General features: G+C 67.1%; 14 protein-coding genes and 2 pseudogenes. 7 read left to right on the top strand and 9 right to left on the bottom strand.

Annotated features, from left to right (window positions below):
- Positions 1 to 158: 158 nt before the first annotated feature.
- Positions 159 to 1,082, bottom strand: a pseudogene (locus ACO227_RS03890) (HEPN domain-containing protein).
- The gene (locus tag ACO227_RS03885) at positions 1,082 to 1,384 is read right to left on the bottom strand and encodes an RNA polymerase sigma factor (protein WP_423605449.1); all 303 of its coding nucleotides are present in this window, start codon (positions 1,382 to 1,384) and stop codon (positions 1,082 to 1,084) included. Before ACO227_RS03885 ends, ACO227_RS03890 begins: the two are co-directional and overlap by 1 nt.
- 412 nt (positions 1,385 to 1,796) lie before the next feature.
- Here ACO227_RS03885 and ACO227_RS03880 point away from each other — a divergent pair, with 412 nt between their 5' ends.
- From ACO227_RS03880 to ACO227_RS03850, 7 genes are all read left to right on the top strand, one after another.
- Complete coding sequence (locus ACO227_RS03880; RefSeq protein WP_423605447.1) at positions 1,797 to 2,336, top strand: RNA polymerase sigma factor; 540 nt, start codon at positions 1,797 to 1,799, stop codon at positions 2,334 to 2,336.
- A complete protein-coding gene (locus tag ACO227_RS03875; protein ID WP_423605446.1) occupies positions 2,333 to 3,421 on the top strand; it encodes a FecR family protein in 1,089 nt (362 codons plus the stop codon). Before ACO227_RS03880 ends, ACO227_RS03875 begins: the two co-directional genes overlap by 4 nt.
- Positions 3,422 to 3,742: 321 nt before the next feature.
- Positions 3,743 to 3,862 (top strand): hypothetical protein, encoded by a 120-nt coding sequence (locus ACO227_RS03870; RefSeq protein WP_423605444.1) that lies wholly within the window; start codon positions 3,743 to 3,745, stop codon positions 3,860 to 3,862.
- 54 nt (positions 3,863 to 3,916) lie between these two features.
- Entirely contained in the window at positions 3,917 to 4,558 is a 642-nt protein-coding gene (locus ACO227_RS03865) for a lasso peptide biosynthesis B2 protein (protein WP_423605442.1), read from the top strand.
- Positions 4,559 to 4,644: 86 nt separating this feature from the next.
- Positions 4,645 to 6,375, top strand: coding sequence for an asparagine synthase-related protein (locus ACO227_RS03860; RefSeq protein ID WP_423605441.1), 1,731 nt, complete (start codon positions 4,645 to 4,647; stop codon positions 6,373 to 6,375).
- Entirely contained in the window at positions 6,357 to 6,482 is a 126-nt protein-coding gene (locus tag ACO227_RS03855) for a hypothetical protein (RefSeq protein ID WP_423605439.1), read from the top strand. Before ACO227_RS03860 ends, ACO227_RS03855 begins: the two co-directional genes overlap by 19 nt.
- Positions 6,483 to 6,551: 69 nt before the next feature.
- On the top strand, positions 6,552 to 6,677 hold the full coding sequence (locus tag ACO227_RS03850) for a hypothetical protein (protein ID WP_423605437.1): 126 nt from the start codon (positions 6,552 to 6,554) through the stop codon (positions 6,675 to 6,677).
- 47 nt (positions 6,678 to 6,724) lie between these two features.
- Here the strand turns inward: ACO227_RS03850 and ACO227_RS03845 are convergent, their stop codons facing one another.
- From ACO227_RS03845 to ACO227_RS03815, 7 genes and pseudogenes are all read right to left on the bottom strand, one after another.
- The gene (locus ACO227_RS03845; protein ID WP_423605435.1) at positions 6,725 to 8,851 is read right to left on the bottom strand and encodes an Atxe2 family lasso peptide isopeptidase; all 2,127 of its coding nucleotides are present in this window, start codon (positions 8,849 to 8,851) and stop codon (positions 6,725 to 6,727) included.
- A complete protein-coding gene (locus ACO227_RS03840) occupies positions 8,845 to 11,304 on the bottom strand; it encodes a TonB-dependent receptor domain-containing protein (protein WP_423605434.1) in 2,460 nt (819 codons plus the stop codon). Before ACO227_RS03840 ends, ACO227_RS03845 begins: the two co-directional genes overlap by 7 nt.
- A 763-nt stretch (positions 11,305 to 12,067) precedes the next feature.
- A pseudogene (locus tag ACO227_RS03835) lies at positions 12,068 to 12,937 on the bottom strand (zinc-dependent alcohol dehydrogenase); the annotation flags it as partial.
- A 69-nt stretch (positions 12,938 to 13,006) separates the two neighbouring features.
- Complete coding sequence (gene adh, locus ACO227_RS03830; RefSeq protein ID WP_423605433.1) at positions 13,007 to 14,533, bottom strand: aldehyde dehydrogenase; 1,527 nt, start codon at positions 14,531 to 14,533, stop codon at positions 13,007 to 13,009.
- Between the two features lie 161 nt (positions 14,534 to 14,694).
- Positions 14,695 to 14,811, bottom strand: coding sequence for a helix-turn-helix domain-containing protein (locus tag ACO227_RS03825; protein ID WP_423605432.1), 117 nt, complete (start codon positions 14,809 to 14,811; stop codon positions 14,695 to 14,697).
- On the bottom strand, positions 14,793 to 15,650 hold the full coding sequence (locus tag ACO227_RS03820; protein ID WP_423605430.1) for a GAF domain-containing protein: 858 nt from the start codon (positions 15,648 to 15,650) through the stop codon (positions 14,793 to 14,795). Before ACO227_RS03820 ends, ACO227_RS03825 begins: the two co-directional genes overlap by 19 nt.
- A gap of 267 nt (positions 15,651 to 15,917) precedes the next feature.
- Positions 15,918 to 16,994 carry an NAD(P)-dependent alcohol dehydrogenase gene (locus tag ACO227_RS03815; RefSeq protein ID WP_423605428.1) on the bottom strand — a complete coding sequence of 359 codons (1,077 nt, stop codon included), beginning with the start codon at positions 16,992 to 16,994 and terminating at the stop codon, positions 15,918 to 15,920.
- Between the last annotated feature and the right edge of the window lie 10 nt (positions 16,995 to 17,004).

Here is a 17,004-nt window from a genome sequence, read left to right as displayed (position 1 = left end):
GATCGCTGAATTTTACTTTCGAAAATCCGGTGGAAAAGTGAACTGTTGATAGCCTTACGCTACTCAAAAAGCAGTAGGGTAGCCTCTTGTTCACCCAATAGAATGTCCGGGATCGGGCCGCAAAGTTACCGCACGGGTGATGGTGTCAAGCCGAGCTACTAAGCTGCCGCGCTGCGTCCGAGAGCAGCCAGATGTTCCTCGCAGATAACCTGTACGATGCGACCTAATTCTTCCACCCGACCGCCTAGCCAGGTCAGCTCCTCTTCGCTGATACGATAGTGCTTTGAGTACCGTGCCTTAACGTATGCCTCTTTCAGCTTTTCGAAGCGCGATCGGTCAGCGCGATTGTCGCGTGGCCAAGCATCGATCAGGCGGGGGTCGATGCGCTCAGCTTGGGTGCGAAGGAAGCCGAGGTTGTGTACGTGCGGCGTGTAAAACGTGCACACCAACAGTACGCAATGGTAGAGACTCTCTGTCGCCTGATGTGTAAGAAATGCCGCGTCCTTTAGATAGCCTTTGCGTTTAGCATCTCCGGCTAGGTCGAGCTTCCTCGCCCCGCTTGGGAACCACTCAGCGAAATATTCCTGCGCCATTGCCAGCGCCTGTTGCGGCGTCTTCGGCTTCGGCTCATGCAACTCGGTGCTGTCACTCTCGTAAAGCGCGATCCCATCACGCGCGATATCCATGAAGAAGTAGCGCCCGTGCGCGAGTCCGTCATTCACCTCGCGAAGGGTGTGAACGATGAAGTTGACCGGCGTGCGCAGCGTCTTGGTCACCGCCAGCTCGCGGTTGAGCCGCTCCTCCGCCGTGGTCCAGTACTGGGCACGGTCGGTCAGCTTCTCGTTGTTGACGATGATCAGCAGGTCGAAGTCGGACTGGTAGCCCTTGGCCGTGTGCGGCTCGTCGACCTAGCCGCCGCGGGCATAGCTGCCATAGAGGATGACCTTGAGAATGCGCGCCTGGCGCTTCCATTCCGAGGTGGAGAGCGCGGTCGCATCACGGAATTCCTCGAACAGGATCTGCACCACGCGCTCGAGCTCGCGCTGCTTGGCGGGCGGCAGATGATCGAGATCGGTGCGCATCAGGGCGACCCTAGCCAGCGCATGAGGCGATGCAACCGGTTGGTGCGGCGCCTTGCGCCGGAATCGACCGGATTGCGGGCCCGCGATGCGTCGTCGAGGTGGCGGTCGATCGCGAGCAAGGCAGAGGCGAGCAGTCGTTCGACCTCGGCCACGCCTATGCCGAGCCGGCCGGCGATCTCCGGGTAGTCGAGCCCGTCGACAGCACATAGCTGGAACACGGAGCGCTCCAAGGGGGCCAGCTCGCGAAGCGCTGCCAGCACCGCGCGCAGGTCCGTTCTCAGGCTGACGTCGTCTCGTGACATGAGGTTGCTCCTCCACGCCGGCCAGGAGGGACCGGCGGCGGCGCCACACGGGCGCGCGAGGAGCGGTGACCCGCACCGCAGGGCGAAGCGTCAGCGAAGCACCCGGCCATCGGCCGGGTTGCGGGACATCGCGGCGCGCCCGACAAGCGGCGCCCGGTCCCGGCCGGCAAGGGGAGCGGCGATCCGAGGCCTTCCAGGCAAGTGTTGCAAGCACCTGCGAACTGACGCAGACTCGGGACTGCAGCGGGGCAATGCCGGCAGTCCGCTGCGGACCTGACCGCCAGGCATCAAGCACGCCCGCCCATATCGGCCGGGCGCCATTCCCGAGGCATCGCCCGGCACGAGACTGGCTCTCGTGCGATCGTTTTCCCTTGTCCGCGCCCCGCGCGGCGGCAGCTGCTTGCGGTAGCGCGTGCGGCGGCCCGACGACGACACTGGCCCGTCGCCCGGAGGGGGCGGCAACGGCCAGCTGCGCTTCGACGACCTGTATCGCGAGCAGGCGCCGCGCCTGCGCCGCTGGCTCGACGCGCGGCTGCGCTCGAGCGACGATGCCAACGACCTGGTACAGGACGCCTTCACGCGCCTGCTGGGATCGGGCACCCGCGACGGGCTCCGCCAGCCCGAGGCGTTCCTCAACCGCATCGTGCGCAACCTTTTGATCGACCGCTCGCGGCGGCTGTCCAACCGCACGGCGCATGTGCCGATCGACGAGACGAACGCGCCGGTGGCGCGCGCGACGCAGGAAGACGGGCTAGAGCTCGACGAGATGCGCAGGCGCTACCGCGCGGCGGTAGAGGCACTGCCGCCGAGATCACGCGAAGTGTTCGTGCTGCACCGGGTGGAGGGTCTGGGATACAAGGAGATCGCGACTCGGCTCGGCATCAGCATCCGCACCGTCGAATGGCATGTCGGCGAGGCGGTGCTGCGGATCGGCAGGGACCTCGAGCAATGAACATCGCCGATCGGGAACCCGGGAACGGCGGCGACGCCCTCGACGCCCAAGCGGCGCACTGGTTCGCGCGCATGCGTGCGCCGGATGCGCAGGCCAGCCGGGAAGCTTTCGAGGCCTGGCTCGCCGAGGCGCCCGAGCATCGCAGCGCCTATAGCCGTGCCGCCGAGATCTTTGCGATGGGCAAGCTGCTCGCCGAGCCGGTCGCGCCAGCAGCCGCCGCCCCGGCTCCGCGGCGGCGCAAGGTCCCCGCCGCGGCGCTGACCCTGGTCGCCGCCGGTGCCCTGGGCATCGGCGGCTGGACGCTCTGGCATCCGACGGCTGTGAGCCCCGACCGGCGGGAGGCCGTGGCCGCGACGACGATCGACGCGCGCACCATCGCGACGATTGCGGGCGAGACGCGCGTGGTACGCCTCGCGGACGGTTCCACCGTGCATCTGGCCAGCGACACCGCGCTTCAGGTGGACATCGCGGCCGGCCACAGGGATCTGAAGCTGCAGAGGGGCAAGGCACGGTTCAAGGTCGCGCACGAGCCGCGTCCGTTCGTCGTGCATGCCGGCGGCGGAAGCGTCACGGCGCGCGGCACGATCTTCGAGGTGGCGCTGGCGCGTTCCGGCAAGGTCGACGTGCGGCTGTTGCAGGGTGCGGTCGACGTGGCGCTGCCGCGCCGTCAGTCCACTTCCCCGCCACCGGTTCGCAAGCTCGCCGCCGGCGAGAGCGTGTCGTTCGCCGGCATGGCGGAGTCGGAGGCGGTCCCCACGCCACGCACGAGTGCCACGATGCCGGCCGAGACCGGCGTCGTCCGCGACTTCGAGGCGACCCCGGTCGCCGAACTGGTCGCGCTCGCCAATCGCGGCGCTGCCCGCCCGATCCGCCTGGCCGATCCGGACCTTGGCACGGAGCGCGTCTCCGGACGGTTTCGCATCGACGATACCGAATTGCTCGCGCGCCGGCTCGGCGCCCTGTTCGGGCGTAGCGTCGACATGGGCGACCGGCGCGAGATCGTGCTGGCCGCTGCCGCCGGCATGCCGTCGATGGGAGCGCCCGACGCACGCCAGCTTGCCGCAGCAAGCAAGGGCATCGAATAACGGACGGCGACAGCAGGGTGCCACGCCTGCGGGTCAGTTGTTCGCCATCTGCGCGATGTTCTCGTTCCGGCGCAGGCAGCGAAGCCGGGCGGGAAAAAGCATGCCTTGGAGCGTGTGCCACCACCTTTAGCCGGAAGGCCTGGACATAATGGTGGCCACCCGGCCGTCCGTATCCTCGAACGACTATGTTGCCAGAATGTATATTGAGGGACGCATGGAAAACATTCGAATTATAATTGGATTATAATGTTCTTATAACTGCGGCACCCGCTACAGTCGTACCGGTCATGGCCATGACGTTTCTCATGACGGAGGAATGCCATGAAAACCGCACACACCATCGAGCTCGGCGTCGCGAGCGTCGACACCAAGGGCAGCACGATCGGCTTCGCCGACACCGAGGTCGGGCTGCAGCCGAAGGTCGGCCTCACCGACGACTGATCGGACCTGGCGCGTGCCGTTATCGGCGCGCGCCATTTCGCGACGGATTTCGACATGTCGCTAACCCTGCGCGCCGGCATATCCTGGTGCGTCTGCGCACGTCAGGCGGTCTTCCTCGACCTTGTAGGCGACCGCTATTTCTGCCTGCCGGAAACACTGGACGCGATCTTCCGGCGCTGGGCCGACGGCGGAGCGATCGATCCTGCCGGACGCGACGCGCTGATCGCGGCAGGCGTCGCCGAGCCGGGGACCGGAAGCCCTCCCGCCGCCGCCTGCTATCCCGCCGCGACGCACGACCTGGCGAACGGCACGCAACACCGGTCCATACCCATCACGCTTGCCGCGATCGTCGGGCAGTTGCGGGCGCAGCGGCGACTGAAGCGGGAACCGCTTGCGGACATCCTGACCGACCTCGCACCCTTGGGCCGGGCCGACCCGGGCAACGACGGACTGCTCGGCCGGATCGCCAGCGCCTTCGCGACCAGCGGCATGCTGTTACGCGCCGCGGACCAGTGTCTGCCGCGCGCCATCGCCGCCGCCCGTCTTTGCCGGCGCCGTGGTCAGCAGGTGGCGTTGATCCTCGGCGTCCGCCTCGACCCGTTCGCGGCCCATAGCTGGGTCCAGTCGGGCGACGCGGTCGTCGTCGGCGATTTCGAGCAGGTGCGGCTCTACACGCCGATCCTGGTGGTCCAGTGAGACCCCGGTACCTCCTGCTGATCGGGGAGCGCCCGGACCTCGCGAGCGCGGCGGAACGGCTCGCAGCGCGCACGGGGCTTGCCGTGATGCGGTCCGCGAACGGCTTCGCCCTTCTGACGAGCGATGCTGGCAGCGTCCTCGACGCGGGCCCGGACATGTTCGTCATCGGCACCGTCTTTCATCGGCGTGGGCCCGCCCGCGCGATTCCCCGCTTCAGCGACGCCGAGCGTGCCACCCTGTCGCAACAGGGGTTCGCCGCGCTGCTCGGCAGCTGGTGGGGCGGCTATGTCGCCATGCGGAAGCGCGGCGCAGGATGGGCGATATTGCGCGACCCGTCGGGAGCGCTGCCCTGCTACCGCGCCGAGGCCGAGGGCGTCAGGATGTTCGCGTCCGACCTCGCATTGCTCGAGGCGGCGGGCGACAAGGCTGCGCCGGTGGCATGGGAAGCGCTCGCCCGCATCCTCTATTCGGCGGGCCTGCCCACGGCCGAGACCGCGCTTGGCGGCATCGCCGAGCTGCGCGCAGGCGAGGCGGTGACGCTCGATCGCGAGTCGGAGCGAAGCGCCGCCGGATGGTCCCCCTGGGATTTCGCCGAGCCGGGCGGCGAGGAGGAACTCGGCGCGCTCGCCGAAAGGTTGCAGCGGGTGGTCGAGCATTGCGTCTCCGCCTGGGCCTCGCTCTACCGGCGCCCGCTGCTCAGCCTTTCCGGCGGGCTAGACTCGTCGATCGTCGCTGCCTGCCTTGCGCAGGCGCAGTATGACGCTTCCTGCCTGACGCTGTTCACGGACGATGCCGCGGGTGACGAGCGCGGCTTTGCGAAGCTGGTCTGCGACGCGGTCGGCTTGCCACTCTCCGAGGCCCGGTACGATCTGGAGGCCGTCGATCTCGCGCGCGCCCTGGGCGCGCATCTGCCGCGCCCGGCCGGACGCGTCGAAGCCCAGCCTTACGAGATCGCGCACCGCGCCGCCGCCGAGCGGCTCGGCGCCGACGCCTTCTTCACCGGCAACGGCGGGGACAATGTCTTCGGCTATTCGCAATCGGCCGCGGCGCTCGCCGACCGAGCGCTGCATGAGGGTCCGGGCGCTGGTGCCTTCGCGACGCTGCGCGATATCTGCCGCCAGACCGGTGCCGGACCGCTCCGCGTGACGCGTGCCGCCGTGCGCCTGGCGCGCCAGCCGGCGGGCTATCGCTGGAGGCCGAACCCGGCGTTTCTCCACCCGGACCTTGTCGCGTCGCTGAGCGCCATGGCCTTCCATCACCCCTGGCTCGAGGCGCCGCCCTGGGCGCTCCCCGGCAAGGCGGCGCATATCGCCGCACTCGTCCGCGCCCAGCTCACGCTGGAGGCGGACCGCAGCCGCGCCGCGCCGGTAGTCCATCCGCTGCTCGCCCAGCCGATCCTCGAAGCCTGCCTCGCGATCCCAAGCTGGCGATGGCGCGAGGGCGGCCGCGACCGCGCAATGGCGCGTGCCGCCTTCGCCGACCGGCTTCCCGCCGCGATCGTCGAGCGCAAGGTCAAGGGCACGCCCGATCCGTTTTGCGGCGAGATCGTGCACGTGAAGCGCGCGGAACTGCGCGCGCGGCTGCTGGACGGCCAGCTCGCTGCCCACCGAATTCTCGATCCCGGCGCGATCAAGGAGGCTCTCCTTCCGGGACGTCCGACCACGGGAGAGGAGAATGTGCGCCTGCTCGAACTGGCGAATGTCGAGGCCTGGCTCGGTGCCCGGTCATCGCATCCGCGCCGCGACGATCCCGCCGGTCCGGGCACTACCGACTGCACCGACAAGACAGGAGAAGAGCAATGCGTATCGCGGACATGAAGACGATCGAACTCGGAACGGCAAGCGCGGTGACGCGCGGATGCCTGTTCGGCTTCGCGGACGTCGAGCTGGGGCTGATGCTGGTCACGGGCCTCACCGACGATTGAGGTCGGGGAGGCCATGCCCGGCGGCCTGCCGGGCACACGCCGTTCGACTTGCAGAATGGGAGAAGAGCAATGCGTACCGAAAGCATGAAGAGAATCGAGCTCGGCACCGCGAGCACCGCCACGCGCGGATCGATGATGGGCTTCGCCGACGGCGAGAACGGCCTGATGTGGCATCCGGGCCTGCACGACGACTGAGGCGAACGGGCGGGTGTTACGGTACCCGCCCGTCCTCCATTGATCCGTCAGGGCGCGGCGGGCTCCGCGATGGCGGACTGCACCGGCGCAGCCACTGCCTGCCGCATCGCCTCCCAGCGCGCGATCTCCGCGTCGCGGCCGGGTGCCTTCACGCCGTTCAGCCAGAAGTCGAACCAGTCGATCGCGCGCGTGTAGGTCGCGAGCCGGTGCGCCGGTTGCCATTTGACGTGGTGCTCGCCCGGAAAGACGAACATGTCGATCGGACGGTCGAGCTCGCGCAGCGCCGTGAAGCTCTGGAGCGCGCTCCAATATTCGTCGTCGGCAATCTGCACGAGGATCGGCGCGCGGATGCGTTCGGCATTCGGCGTGATGGCGATCTGGCGCCAGAAAGCCCGCGCCGTCTCGCTGTCGTCGGTCATCCTGGGATAGCCCATGGTGTGGAACAGCTTCGCCGCGCCCGGCCCGACCCGGATCGGCATGCTCGTGTCCCAGCAGCAGCTGCTCGACGCGAAGGCGGAGAAGAGCTTGCTGTGCAGCAGCGCGAACTGGACGGTCGACGAGCCATCGCTCAAGCCGGTGATGCCGATGCGCGCCGGGTCGGCGATGCCGCGCGCGATCGCGACGCGCACCAGATTCTCGACCGCCTCGAGCACGCTTCGGCGGTCGGCGAAATCCTTGAGGTTGATCCGGTCGCCCTCGACATAGTCGGGCGCTGCCTTGATGCCCACCGGATCGGGCTTGTCGACGCTCAGCACCGCGAAGCCGCGATTGGCGAAGGCCTGGATCGGATAGTCGTCGCCGGTGCCGCCGCGCAGGAAGCCGCGCGAAACGTATTGGACCACGACCAGCGGATAGCGCCGGCCGGGCACATACCCGACCGGCAGGACGAGATCGGCGAAGGAGGCGAGGCCGAAGCTGTTGCGCGAGCGCAGGCGCTCGACGCGGCCCAGCGTCAGGCTCGCGAACTCCGGGTTGGGGTCGAAGACGATTTCGCGCACGCCCGTCGCCGGATCGAGCCGCTCGAGCCGGCGCGGCTGCAGCGCGCCTTCGCGCAGGCAGGTGAGCGCGGCCCCGGCCGGCACGCAGCCCAGCAGCAGGTCCACGGTCGCATAGAGCCTGCGCGTGCGGAGGCTGCCCGGTTTCCACTCGTAGATGGCGGTCTCCTCGTTCATCCAGCCCTCGCGGCGAAAGAATCGCACTGCGTCGCCCACCCACCAGGGATAGCTGGCATCCGCGCACTCGGGGGCGCCGCAGACCGTCGTGCGAGCACCGACTGCAACCTGGAGCCGGCCGCGCGAAGCGTAGAGGCTGTCCGGCGGGACCTGCACGACAGCGACCGCTCCTCTGGGCCCGGCTGCCTCCGTCCAGTTTCCCTCCTCGCGCGGCACCTTGTCGAGCAGCGCCGCCTCTTCCTGCGTTGCCGCGCGTGTGCGCCGGCTTTCCAGGTCGAGGTACCAGGCTTTGCGCGGGATCGGAGCTAGCGGGAAAGGCCGACTGCTCGAAGTCGGCGAGAAGCGATCGTCATAGTGGAAGCCGGACAGGCCCTCCCTGTCGATCGCGGCGGACGCTTCGCGCAGCCCCGGCCGGGTCGCGTAGACGATGCCGTTCCCGTCCGCGGTGACGCGGAAGTCCTCCACGTCGTCGACGCTGTCGGTGATCGCCTCGCTGCCGCTCCCGTCGATACGGGCCCGCCACAGCTGAACACTATCCCGGTCGCGCCGCCGATAGGCGATCCAGCGGCCATCGGGAGACCAGCGCGGCGTGATCGTGTCGGCGACGCCGCTGGGGAAGCTCGCCTTTCCGCGGAAGTCGAAGCGGAACCGGATGAAGTCGCCGCCGCGATCGACCACCACGGCCTTGCCGCCTGGCCGAAGCTCGACCACGACCATTGCCAGGCAATAGCCATTGGTCGCTGGATCGGCGCTCCGGAGCTGAAAGGCCGCCCGGCGTCCGTCCGGCGACACCGAGAACAGCCCGGCATATTGTTGCTTCGGATCGACGGGCCCGATGTCGCGCAACCGGACGAGGTCCTCTGGGATCAGTGCGCGCCTGGGCTGCGGGGTCGCGATCGCCGACGGCATGACGTCGCTGCAGCTGGGAGAAGCCGCGGCGATGCCGGGCATTGCGAGCATGAGGGCTCCGACGAGCACCACCGCGAGGTACCGGTTCACCATTGCTTGGTCACCGAGAAGCTGACGAACCGGCCGATCGCCGACTGGTTGGTCGAGTCGAAGGGGACCCAGGTCGGGTCCGACACGCGGATCAGGTCGGGTCGCTCGTCGAGCAGGTTCTGTACGTTGAGACGCAGCTCGAGATCGCCGAGAAGGCCATGTCCTTTCCCCGTCCGGAAGGACCCACTCAGGTCGAGCGTCGTGAAGGCTCCGATATGGGCGGCCACGGGAAGCCGGTTGTCGAGCGTGCCGTCGAGATAGTTGAGCGATGCCGACAGCTGCACTGCCGAGGTTTCCCAGCTCGCCGAACCGCGCGCGCGGAACTTGGGCGGCGTGAAGATCACGCCCGAACGGCGCTCATGGGGCAGATTGGCGGCCGACTGCCGGGTCGCATCGAGATAGGTCGCCGATCCCGCGATGGTCAGCCGGCTGTCCACCCCCAGGCTGGCGGCATAGTCGAAGGCGAGGTCGAGCCCGCGGATATGTTCGCGCGCGCTATTGTGCAGGCTCGAATCGATCACCGCCGCGACCTGTGCGGGATCATAGGGTTGGCCGCTCTGGTTGGAGAGCCCCATCGGTGCGCTCGCGATGATCGCGTCGAGCTGGCTCGCACTGGGCGCGAAGAGCACGAAGTCCGCTGCCGCCGGGTTGCCAAGCGCGGACAGCAGGTCGCTGATGGGCGAGGCGATGCGCCCGTGATAGTCGATGTCGTACCAGCTCGCCTCGATCCGGAGCCCCTCGAGGAATCGGGGCTTGAACTCGACCGACAGGGTCGAGCTGGTCGCGCGCTCCGCGCGCAGGTCCGGATTGCCGCCTCCGATCAGCATCACGGTCGCTCCAGGCGCTAGCGGCGGTGTCGGCTGGGGCGCGAAGAAATAGCCGGGGAACAGGACGACCTCACGCACTTGGTTGACCTGTTGCAAGGTCGGAATCTTGAACGAACGCCCCCAGCTGTACTTGAGCGTGACGTCGCGGTGCGGCGCATAGACCAGCCCCAGCTTGGGCGTCGCGACCGCGTCGATACCCTTGTAGTTCTCGTAGCGAGCAGCGGCGCTGAGGCGGAGCGCCTCGACGAACGGCAGGCGGTTCTGCTCGCCGACCAGCGGCACCGACAACTCGCCATAGCCGAACAGGCTCTGGCGGCGCTCGACGGCATCGCGCGTGACCCGGGTAATGCCGCCGCTCGTGGTACGGACGTCGAAGTCTAGCTGGAAGCGGCGATAGCCGCCGCCCAAGGCAAGGCGTATGTCGCCTCCGGGCAAATGCACGAGCGGACCTTCGGCGCTCGCCTCGAAATTGGTGAGACGATTGTCATAGGCCGAGCGCCCGACGAGCAGGTTCCCGTTGGTATAGCGGCGGGAATTGGCGACGGTCGAACTCTCGCCATGGGTCGTCTGAAGCGTGGCTTCCCAGCCGCCGCCGGGTCTGAGACGGAGCGAGGGCGTCACTGCCCAGGAGCGCAGGACCGGCAGGTTGTCCTGCCCGTAGAAGGTGACCGGTGCGGTCAGCGAGAACGCGTTCGTCTTGCGCGAGCGGCGGTCGGCGAGCTGTGCGTCCAGTTCGAACGACAGCCAGCTGGCCAGATCCTGGTGGCCGGTCAGCACGCCGCTGACCTGTCGGCTGCCCGTCGTCAGCATCTGCGCGGGGTTGAGCTGGCGCGTATAGGGCCTGTCGTCGGCATGGATCGGGGTCGCCTTGCTATAGTCGACCGCGGCCATGAAGCCGCCGCGGGCCCAGCGCGCGCCGCCCACGCCCGAATATTGCTGCTGGACATTGCCGCCCTCGGTCGAGGCGCCGGCCCGGCCGCTCACTCGAAGGCCGTCATAGTCGCGGCGCAGGATGATGTTGGCGACCCCGCCGACCGCGTCGGAACCGTAGAGTGCCGAGGCGCCGTCGGCGATCACCTCGATGCGCTCGAGCGCCGCAAGCGGAATGATCGAGATGTCGACGCCCTGGTTGACGGCGTCGTAAGGGAGGCGGTGACCGTTGATGAGCGTCAACGTCGCGTCAGAACCCAGCCCGCGAAGGTTGAGCGTCGTCGAGTTGTTGATGTTGTTGTATCCGCTCTGCTCACCGCCTCCCGCGACCCCGGGGTTCTGCCCTCCGGTGAAATTCTGCGGGATGATCCGCGAAACGCTCGCCATGTCGGGAATGCCCTGCTCCTCCAATCCCCGCCGCGTCATCACGACGACCGGCGAGGGGCCGCTCGCGCCGCGGATACGGGTGCCAGTCACGGTGATATCCGTCTCGCCCGGGTCCTCCTGGCTTGCATGGGAGGCTGCCCGCACCACCAGCGCGCCAGCTTGGTCCTCGACGACGAGGCCGCCGCCGCTGATGGCGAGGCGCACCGCCTGATCGACGGTGAAGCTGCCTCGGACCGCCGGTGCCCGCCGGCCGCGCACATCCGAGTCTGCGAACAGGATCTCGCGGCCGCTCTGACGAGCTATGGCGCGCAACGTCCTCGCGAGATCCTGCGACGGCAACTCGAATGTCAGTGGGGATACCTGCGCGCTCGCTGGCAGGATGACCGTGCTTGTATGGGCCGCAGTTGCGGCAAGCATCGCCGCGCAAAAAGTCTTTGTCGAGATCGCCATCCTCTTCCCTCCCAAGCGCCGGCTTTGTCCGGCGTCGGAGGGATTGACGCGGCACGCCACGAACTACGGGGCCGGGTATGAGAATATTTTTCTGGGCGCAGGAGCACCGGGTAGGTGCCTCCACGGCACGGGCATCTCCGTAACTGAACGCAAGCGCCAATCATCGGGTTTCCGCTTCCGCTATGCGTCCCAATCCCGGTCATTCGGTGTGGCCGCGGCGCTTCCCGAAAGCGGACGTTCGTTCAGCTGGAGCGCGAATGGCAGCTTCGGATTGCCTTGCAGCCCGCCGGCCGCGCCTCGAATACCCGGCAGCCGCAGACGCGATCTGGGAGTGCGTTAAGTCCGGTTTCGCCGCGCCAGCATCGCGTGGATCTGCGCGATCACGGCGGCGCCTTCGCCCACGGCCGCGGCGACTCGTTTGGTCGATCCCGCACGAACATCGCCGATGGCGAACACGCCGGCTCTGCTGGTCTCGAGCGGCAGGTTGCCGGCTCCGGTTGTGACGAAGCCATGGGCGTCCATCTCCACGCAGTCTCGGAGCCAGGCGGAGTTCGGGTCTGCACCGATGAAAAGAAACAGATGACGCAGATCGCAGCGGCGCGTGGAGCCCTCCGCAAGACTGCGAAAGGTCGCCGATTCCAGTGATGCCGTTCAGGACCAGACCGAAGATGTTGAGCGGGAAATCGCCCGGGGGCAGGCCGTTGAGCGCGACCGTACCGCCGCGCGCGGTGATACCGATCGCCTGTTCGAACGCTTTCGGGCTGACCGCAGTCACCAGCACGCCGTTGACGCCACCGCCGGTCTCTCGCCGGATGACGGTGGCGGGGTCTTCATCACGGGCGTTGACGGTCACCGTCGCTCCAAGCCGGCGCGCGAGATCGAGCTTGGCGTCGTCGATGTCGATCGCCGCGACGTTGAGACCCATCGCCACCGCATATTGAACCGCCATGTGCCCCAGCCCGCCGATGCCGCTGATCGCAACGAAATCGCCCGGCTTGGTGTCGGTCATCTTCAGGCCCTTATAGACCGTGACGCCGGCGCACAGCACGGGCGCGATCTCGCTGAAGCTGATGTTGCCCGGCAGGTGGCCGACATAATTGGGATCGGCGATGACATAGTCGGCGAACCCGCCGTTGACCGAATAGCCCGTGTTGAGCTGCGTCTCGCACAGCGTCTCCCAGCCGCCCAGGCAATGCACGCAGTGCCCGCACGCGCTGTACAGCCACGGCACGCCGACGCGGTCGCCTTCCTTCACGTTCGTCACGCCGGCGCCGACCTGACTGACGAAGCCTACGCCTTCATGGCCGGGAATGAATGGCGGGCTGGGCTTGACCGGCCAGTCGCCCTCGGCGGCGTGGAGATCGGTGTGGCACACGCCCGATGCCTGGATCGCGACCTGTATCTGGCCGGGGCCGACTTGCGGCACGGGCACTTCGTCGATGCTCAGCGGCTTGCCGAATTCGCGCACGACGGCAGCCTTCATGGTCTTGGCCATAAAGTTACTCCTTCTGCTGGAGAGGATGGGTGGTGCCGCCCCGCTGAGCGGGACGCCACGATGGCAGGGTTAGAAGAAGCCGAGCTTCTTCGGGCTGTAGCTGACCAGCATGTTCTTCGTCTGCTGATAATGGTCGAGCATCATCTTGTGATTCTCGCGCCCGATGCCGGACTGCTTGTATCCGCCGAACGCGGCATGCGCGGGATAGGCGTGATAGCAGTTGGTCCACACCCGCCCCGCCTGAATGGCGCGGCCGAAGCGGTAGCAGGTGTTGGCGTCGCGGCTCCACACGCCCGCGCCCAGGCCATAGAGCGTGTCATTGGCAATCGACAGCGCCTCCGCCTCGTCTCGGAAAGTCGTCACTGACAGTACCGGACCGAAGATCTCTTCCTGGAAGATGCGCATCTTGTTTTGACCGCGAAATACCGTCGGCTGAACATAGTAGCCGCCCGACAGTTCGCCGCCGAGATCGGCCGCCGCGCCGCCGATCAGCAGTTCCGCGCCCTCCTGCCGGCCAATGTCGATATAGGAAAGGATCTTGTCGCGCTGTTCGGACGACGCCTGCGCGCCGATCATCGTCGCCCGGTCGAGCGGACTCCCCTGCACGATCGCGGCAACACGCTTCAGCGCCTTGTCCATGAAGCGATCGTAGATCTTCTCGTGGATCAGCGCGCGGCTGGGACAGGTGCAAACCTCGCCCTGGTTGAGCGCGAACATAACGAAACCCTCGATCGCCTTGTCGAGATAGTCGTCGTCCTCGCGCGCCACGTCCTCGAAGAAGATGTTGGGCGATTTGCCGCCCAATTCCAGCGTGACGGGAATCAGGTTCTCGCTGGCATATTGCATGATCAGCCGGCCGGTAGTCGTCTCGCCGGTAAAGGCGATTTTCGAGATGCGCGGCGAAGTGGCGAGCGGCTTGCCCGCCTCCAGCCCGAAACCGTTGACGATATTGAGCACGCCCGGCGGCAGCAGGTCGCCGACCAGGTCGATCCACACCATGATCGAGGCCGGGGTCTGTTCGGCTGGCTTCAGCACGATGCAATTGCCCGCCGCCAGCGCCGGCGCCAACTTCCATGCCGCCATCAGCAGTGGGAAGTTCCACGGGATGATCTGGCCGACAACGCCCAGCGGCTCGTGGAAATGATAGGCAACGGTGTCATGGTCGATCTCGCTGATCGAACCCTCCTGCGCGCGGACCACCCCGGCAAAGTAGCGGAAATGGTCGATCGCCAGCGGAATGTCCGCGGCCATCGTCTCACGGATCGGCTTGCCGTTGTCCCATGTCTCGGCGATCGCGAGCTGTTCGAGATGCTGTTCCATCCGGTCGGCTATGCGGTTGAGGATCAGCGCGCGTTCTGCGACCGAGGTTCGGCTCCATGCGTCCTTCGCCTTGTGCGCTGCATCGAGCGCGGCGTCGATGTCCTCGGCCTGCGATCGGGCGATCTGTCCGACGCTCTGTCCCGTGATGGGAGTGAAATTCTCGAAGTACCGGCCCGCTTTGGGGGCAACCCAGGTGCCACCAATGAAATTGTCGTAGCGTTCCGCGAACGGCGACTGGAGCCTCGCAACCCGGCGATCCAGAACGATGGCATTCATAGCCCGATCCTCTTCCTTAGCTTGTTCGGCGCCGCTTCATCGGCGTCTGGCAGCAACCCTATCGATGCGATCCGGCGGGGCGGAAGAGGAGCAAAGGGGGACGTGAGGGCGTTGTGTCTCGCCAGCGAGACAGGTTCTTACGACAATCGTTCGGGGCAAGGTCAGGCCGTCACGCCTGCCCGCGCCATACGGCGATAAAGGGTCGCACGACCGATGCCGAGCAGCCGTGCAGCCCGGCTGGCATTGCCGCCCGCTTGCGCTAGCGCCTGCCGCAGCACCGCACGGTCGGCCTGTTCGAAAGAGGGGGCGCATCCTCGCCCAGCACCTGGCCGAGCGCGCGGGGCGTCTCCAGCACCGCATCGCTCAGCCCCAGCCGCAATCGCGCCGCCCGGCTGGCGCCGACGACCAGATCGTCCCGGTCCACAGCCAGCAATGCGCTTCCGGTCACGGCGTCGTCGGACAGGAAGATGATCCGGCGGCCTGCGAAATGGCGGCAGAAATAGTCGCGTTCGATCTTGCGCGCTGCATCGCGTACCAATGCCGCGATCATCTCCGCCATCGCAGTCCCATGATCGTCACGACAGCTCGACACGTCCAGTGCAGCCGCCAGCCGTCCATGCGGATCGTGCACGGGGGCGTCCATGCAGCTGATGTCGACGTTGCGGCTGGCGAAATGCTGATCGCGATGAATAACGACCGGTTTGTCCTCGAACAGGCAAGTGCCGATGCCGTTGGTTCCCTCCTCGGCCTCGCCCCATCGTGCGCCTTCAACCAGTCCGGCGGCGGAGAAACCTGCGGCGTCGGCATCGCCCGACCGGCGTTCCAGGATTACGCCCCGCGCGTCGCTCAGGATCACCGCGCAGCCCGAACGCCCGACCGACCGGAACATGTGATCGAGCACGGGCGCGGCGACTGCCAACATGACCTCATGCTCTGCCCGCAGTGCCGACAGCGCCGCACCGTCGAGCCGCTCGCGCGTAGCCCGACCTTCGGGATCGAGGCCATGGTTGAAGACTGAGCGGCACCAAGATGCCGCGATCTCGGACACACCGGCGCTGGTTGGCGACCGGACCGCCTCAAGCACCGTATCGCCGTGACAGATACTGGTCCGACTCATGCCGTCTCTCCTACCGAAGAAGGTCGCAGGAAGCTCAAGGCAAAGTCAATCGCTCGAGAATAGAAGACGTGTCCGCTTCACATCGCATGACCTGTAACTAGTCAGTCCGAAAGCAGTAGGATGGGCCGGGAACCCGGACCAGCCGTCTAATCCAAAGCGGACTGACGGTTAACGGCCCAAATTCCGCCGGTGCGCGTGCTCGCGAATGCCGCATCCGTACAGTCACGGACCTGCCGCGGATAGCGGGTGATGGTATGCTCAATTTGTTCAAGGACGGATCGCGACCTTGAGAACGCCATCACGCTGATGTCCGAACAGGTCATAGGCTGTTTCGATATCCTCGAGCCCGAAATGGTGGGTGACCAGCGCACCGGTATCGACCCGCCCCGAAGCGACCGTGGCCATCAGCCGGCGCATGCGCTCTTTGCCACCCGGGCAGAGCGTGGTGACAATGCGATGGTCGCCAAGTCCCGCTGCAAAGGCGTCGAGCGGGATCTTGAGGTCCTCGGAATAGACGCCGAGCGAGGAAAGCGTGCCGCCGGGCCGGATCGAGCGCAACGCCCATTCGAAGGTCTGCTGCCTCCCCAGCGCCTCGATCGCCACATCGACGCCGCGGCCCTTGGTGATCCGCTGGATCGCGCTTACCGGATCTTCCTTCGTGAAGTCGACCACATGGTCGGCACCCATGCGGCGCGAAATCGCCGCACGCTCGGGCACGCTCTCGACCGCGATGATCTCAGCCGCTCCCATGAGCCGAGCTCCGGCCGTGGCGCAAAGGCCGATCGGGCCTTGCGCGAATACCGCGACGGTATCGCCGATGCGGATCTTGCCGGCCTCCGCGCCGCCAAAGCCGGTCGACAGGATATCGGGACACATCAGCACCTGCTCATCGGTGAGACCATCGGGGATCGGCGCGAGGTTGGCCATCGCGTCGGGCACGAGCAGATAGTCGGCTTGCGCGCCGTCGATCGTGTTGCCGAAGCGCCAGCCGCCAATCGCCTTCCAGCCATGCGCCGTGCCCGCGCCGCACTGCGCGTGGCAGCCGTCGAGTGACGCATTGGACCAGCCCGAAGGGGTGATCGCCCCCGCGATCACGCGCTGGCCCTCGGTGTAGCCGCGCACCGCCGAGCCGAGCTTATCGATCACGCCCACCGGCTCATGGCCGATCGTAAGGCCCGCGGCGACGGGATATTCACCTTTGAGGATGTGGATGTCGGTGCCGCAGATCGTGGTCGTGGTGATACGGATCAGCGCATCGAGCGGTCCCACCTCCGGAATCGGCTTTTCGCCCAGCACGAGCCGCCCCGGCTCGAGGAAGATCGTCGCGCGCATCTTGCTGGCCATGTGTTCCTCC

The organism is Sphingomonas sp. MS122, assembly GCF_049532975.1.
Taxonomy (GTDB): domain Bacteria; phylum Pseudomonadota; class Alphaproteobacteria; order Sphingomonadales; family Sphingomonadaceae; genus Sphingomonas.
The sequence above is the reverse complement of the archived record's forward strand: the minus strand, read 5'-3'. Positions and strand labels throughout refer to the sequence as shown.

What these genes read in the sequence shown, in the direction of transcription:
- ACO227_RS03815 (WP_423605428.1), bottom strand. Translation starts at nt 16,994, where the DNA reads ATGGCCAGCAAGATGCGCGCGACGATCTTCCTCGAGCCGGGGCGGCTC.
- ACO227_RS03885 (WP_423605449.1), bottom strand. Translation starts at nt 1,384, where the DNA reads ATGTCACGAGACGACGTCAGCCTGAGAACGGACCTGCGCGCGGTGCTG.
- ACO227_RS03865 (WP_423605442.1), top strand. Translation starts at nt 3,917, where the DNA reads ATGTCGCTAACCCTGCGCGCCGGCATATCCTGGTGCGTCTGCGCACGT.
- ACO227_RS03820 (WP_423605430.1), bottom strand. Translation starts at nt 15,650, where the DNA reads ATGAGTCGGACCAGTATCTGTCACGGCGATACGGTGCTTGAGGCGGTC.
- ACO227_RS03870 (WP_423605444.1), top strand. Translation starts at nt 3,743, where the DNA reads ATGAAAACCGCACACACCATCGAGCTCGGCGTCGCGAGCGTCGACACC.
- ACO227_RS03860 (WP_423605441.1), top strand. Translation starts at nt 4,645, where the DNA reads ATGCGGTCCGCGAACGGCTTCGCCCTTCTGACGAGCGATGCTGGCAGC.
- ACO227_RS03875 (WP_423605446.1), top strand. Translation starts at nt 2,333, where the DNA reads ATGAACATCGCCGATCGGGAACCCGGGAACGGCGGCGACGCCCTCGAC.
- ACO227_RS03845 (WP_423605435.1), bottom strand. Translation starts at nt 8,851, where the DNA reads ATGGTGAACCGGTACCTCGCGGTGGTGCTCGTCGGAGCCCTCATGCTC.
- ACO227_RS03855 (WP_423605439.1), top strand. Translation starts at nt 6,357, where the DNA reads ATGCGTATCGCGGACATGAAGACGATCGAACTCGGAACGGCAAGCGCG.
- adh (WP_423605433.1), bottom strand. Translation starts at nt 14,533, where the DNA reads ATGAATGCCATCGTTCTGGATCGCCGGGTTGCGAGGCTCCAGTCGCCG.
- ACO227_RS03850 (WP_423605437.1), top strand. Translation starts at nt 6,552, where the DNA reads ATGCGTACCGAAAGCATGAAGAGAATCGAGCTCGGCACCGCGAGCACC.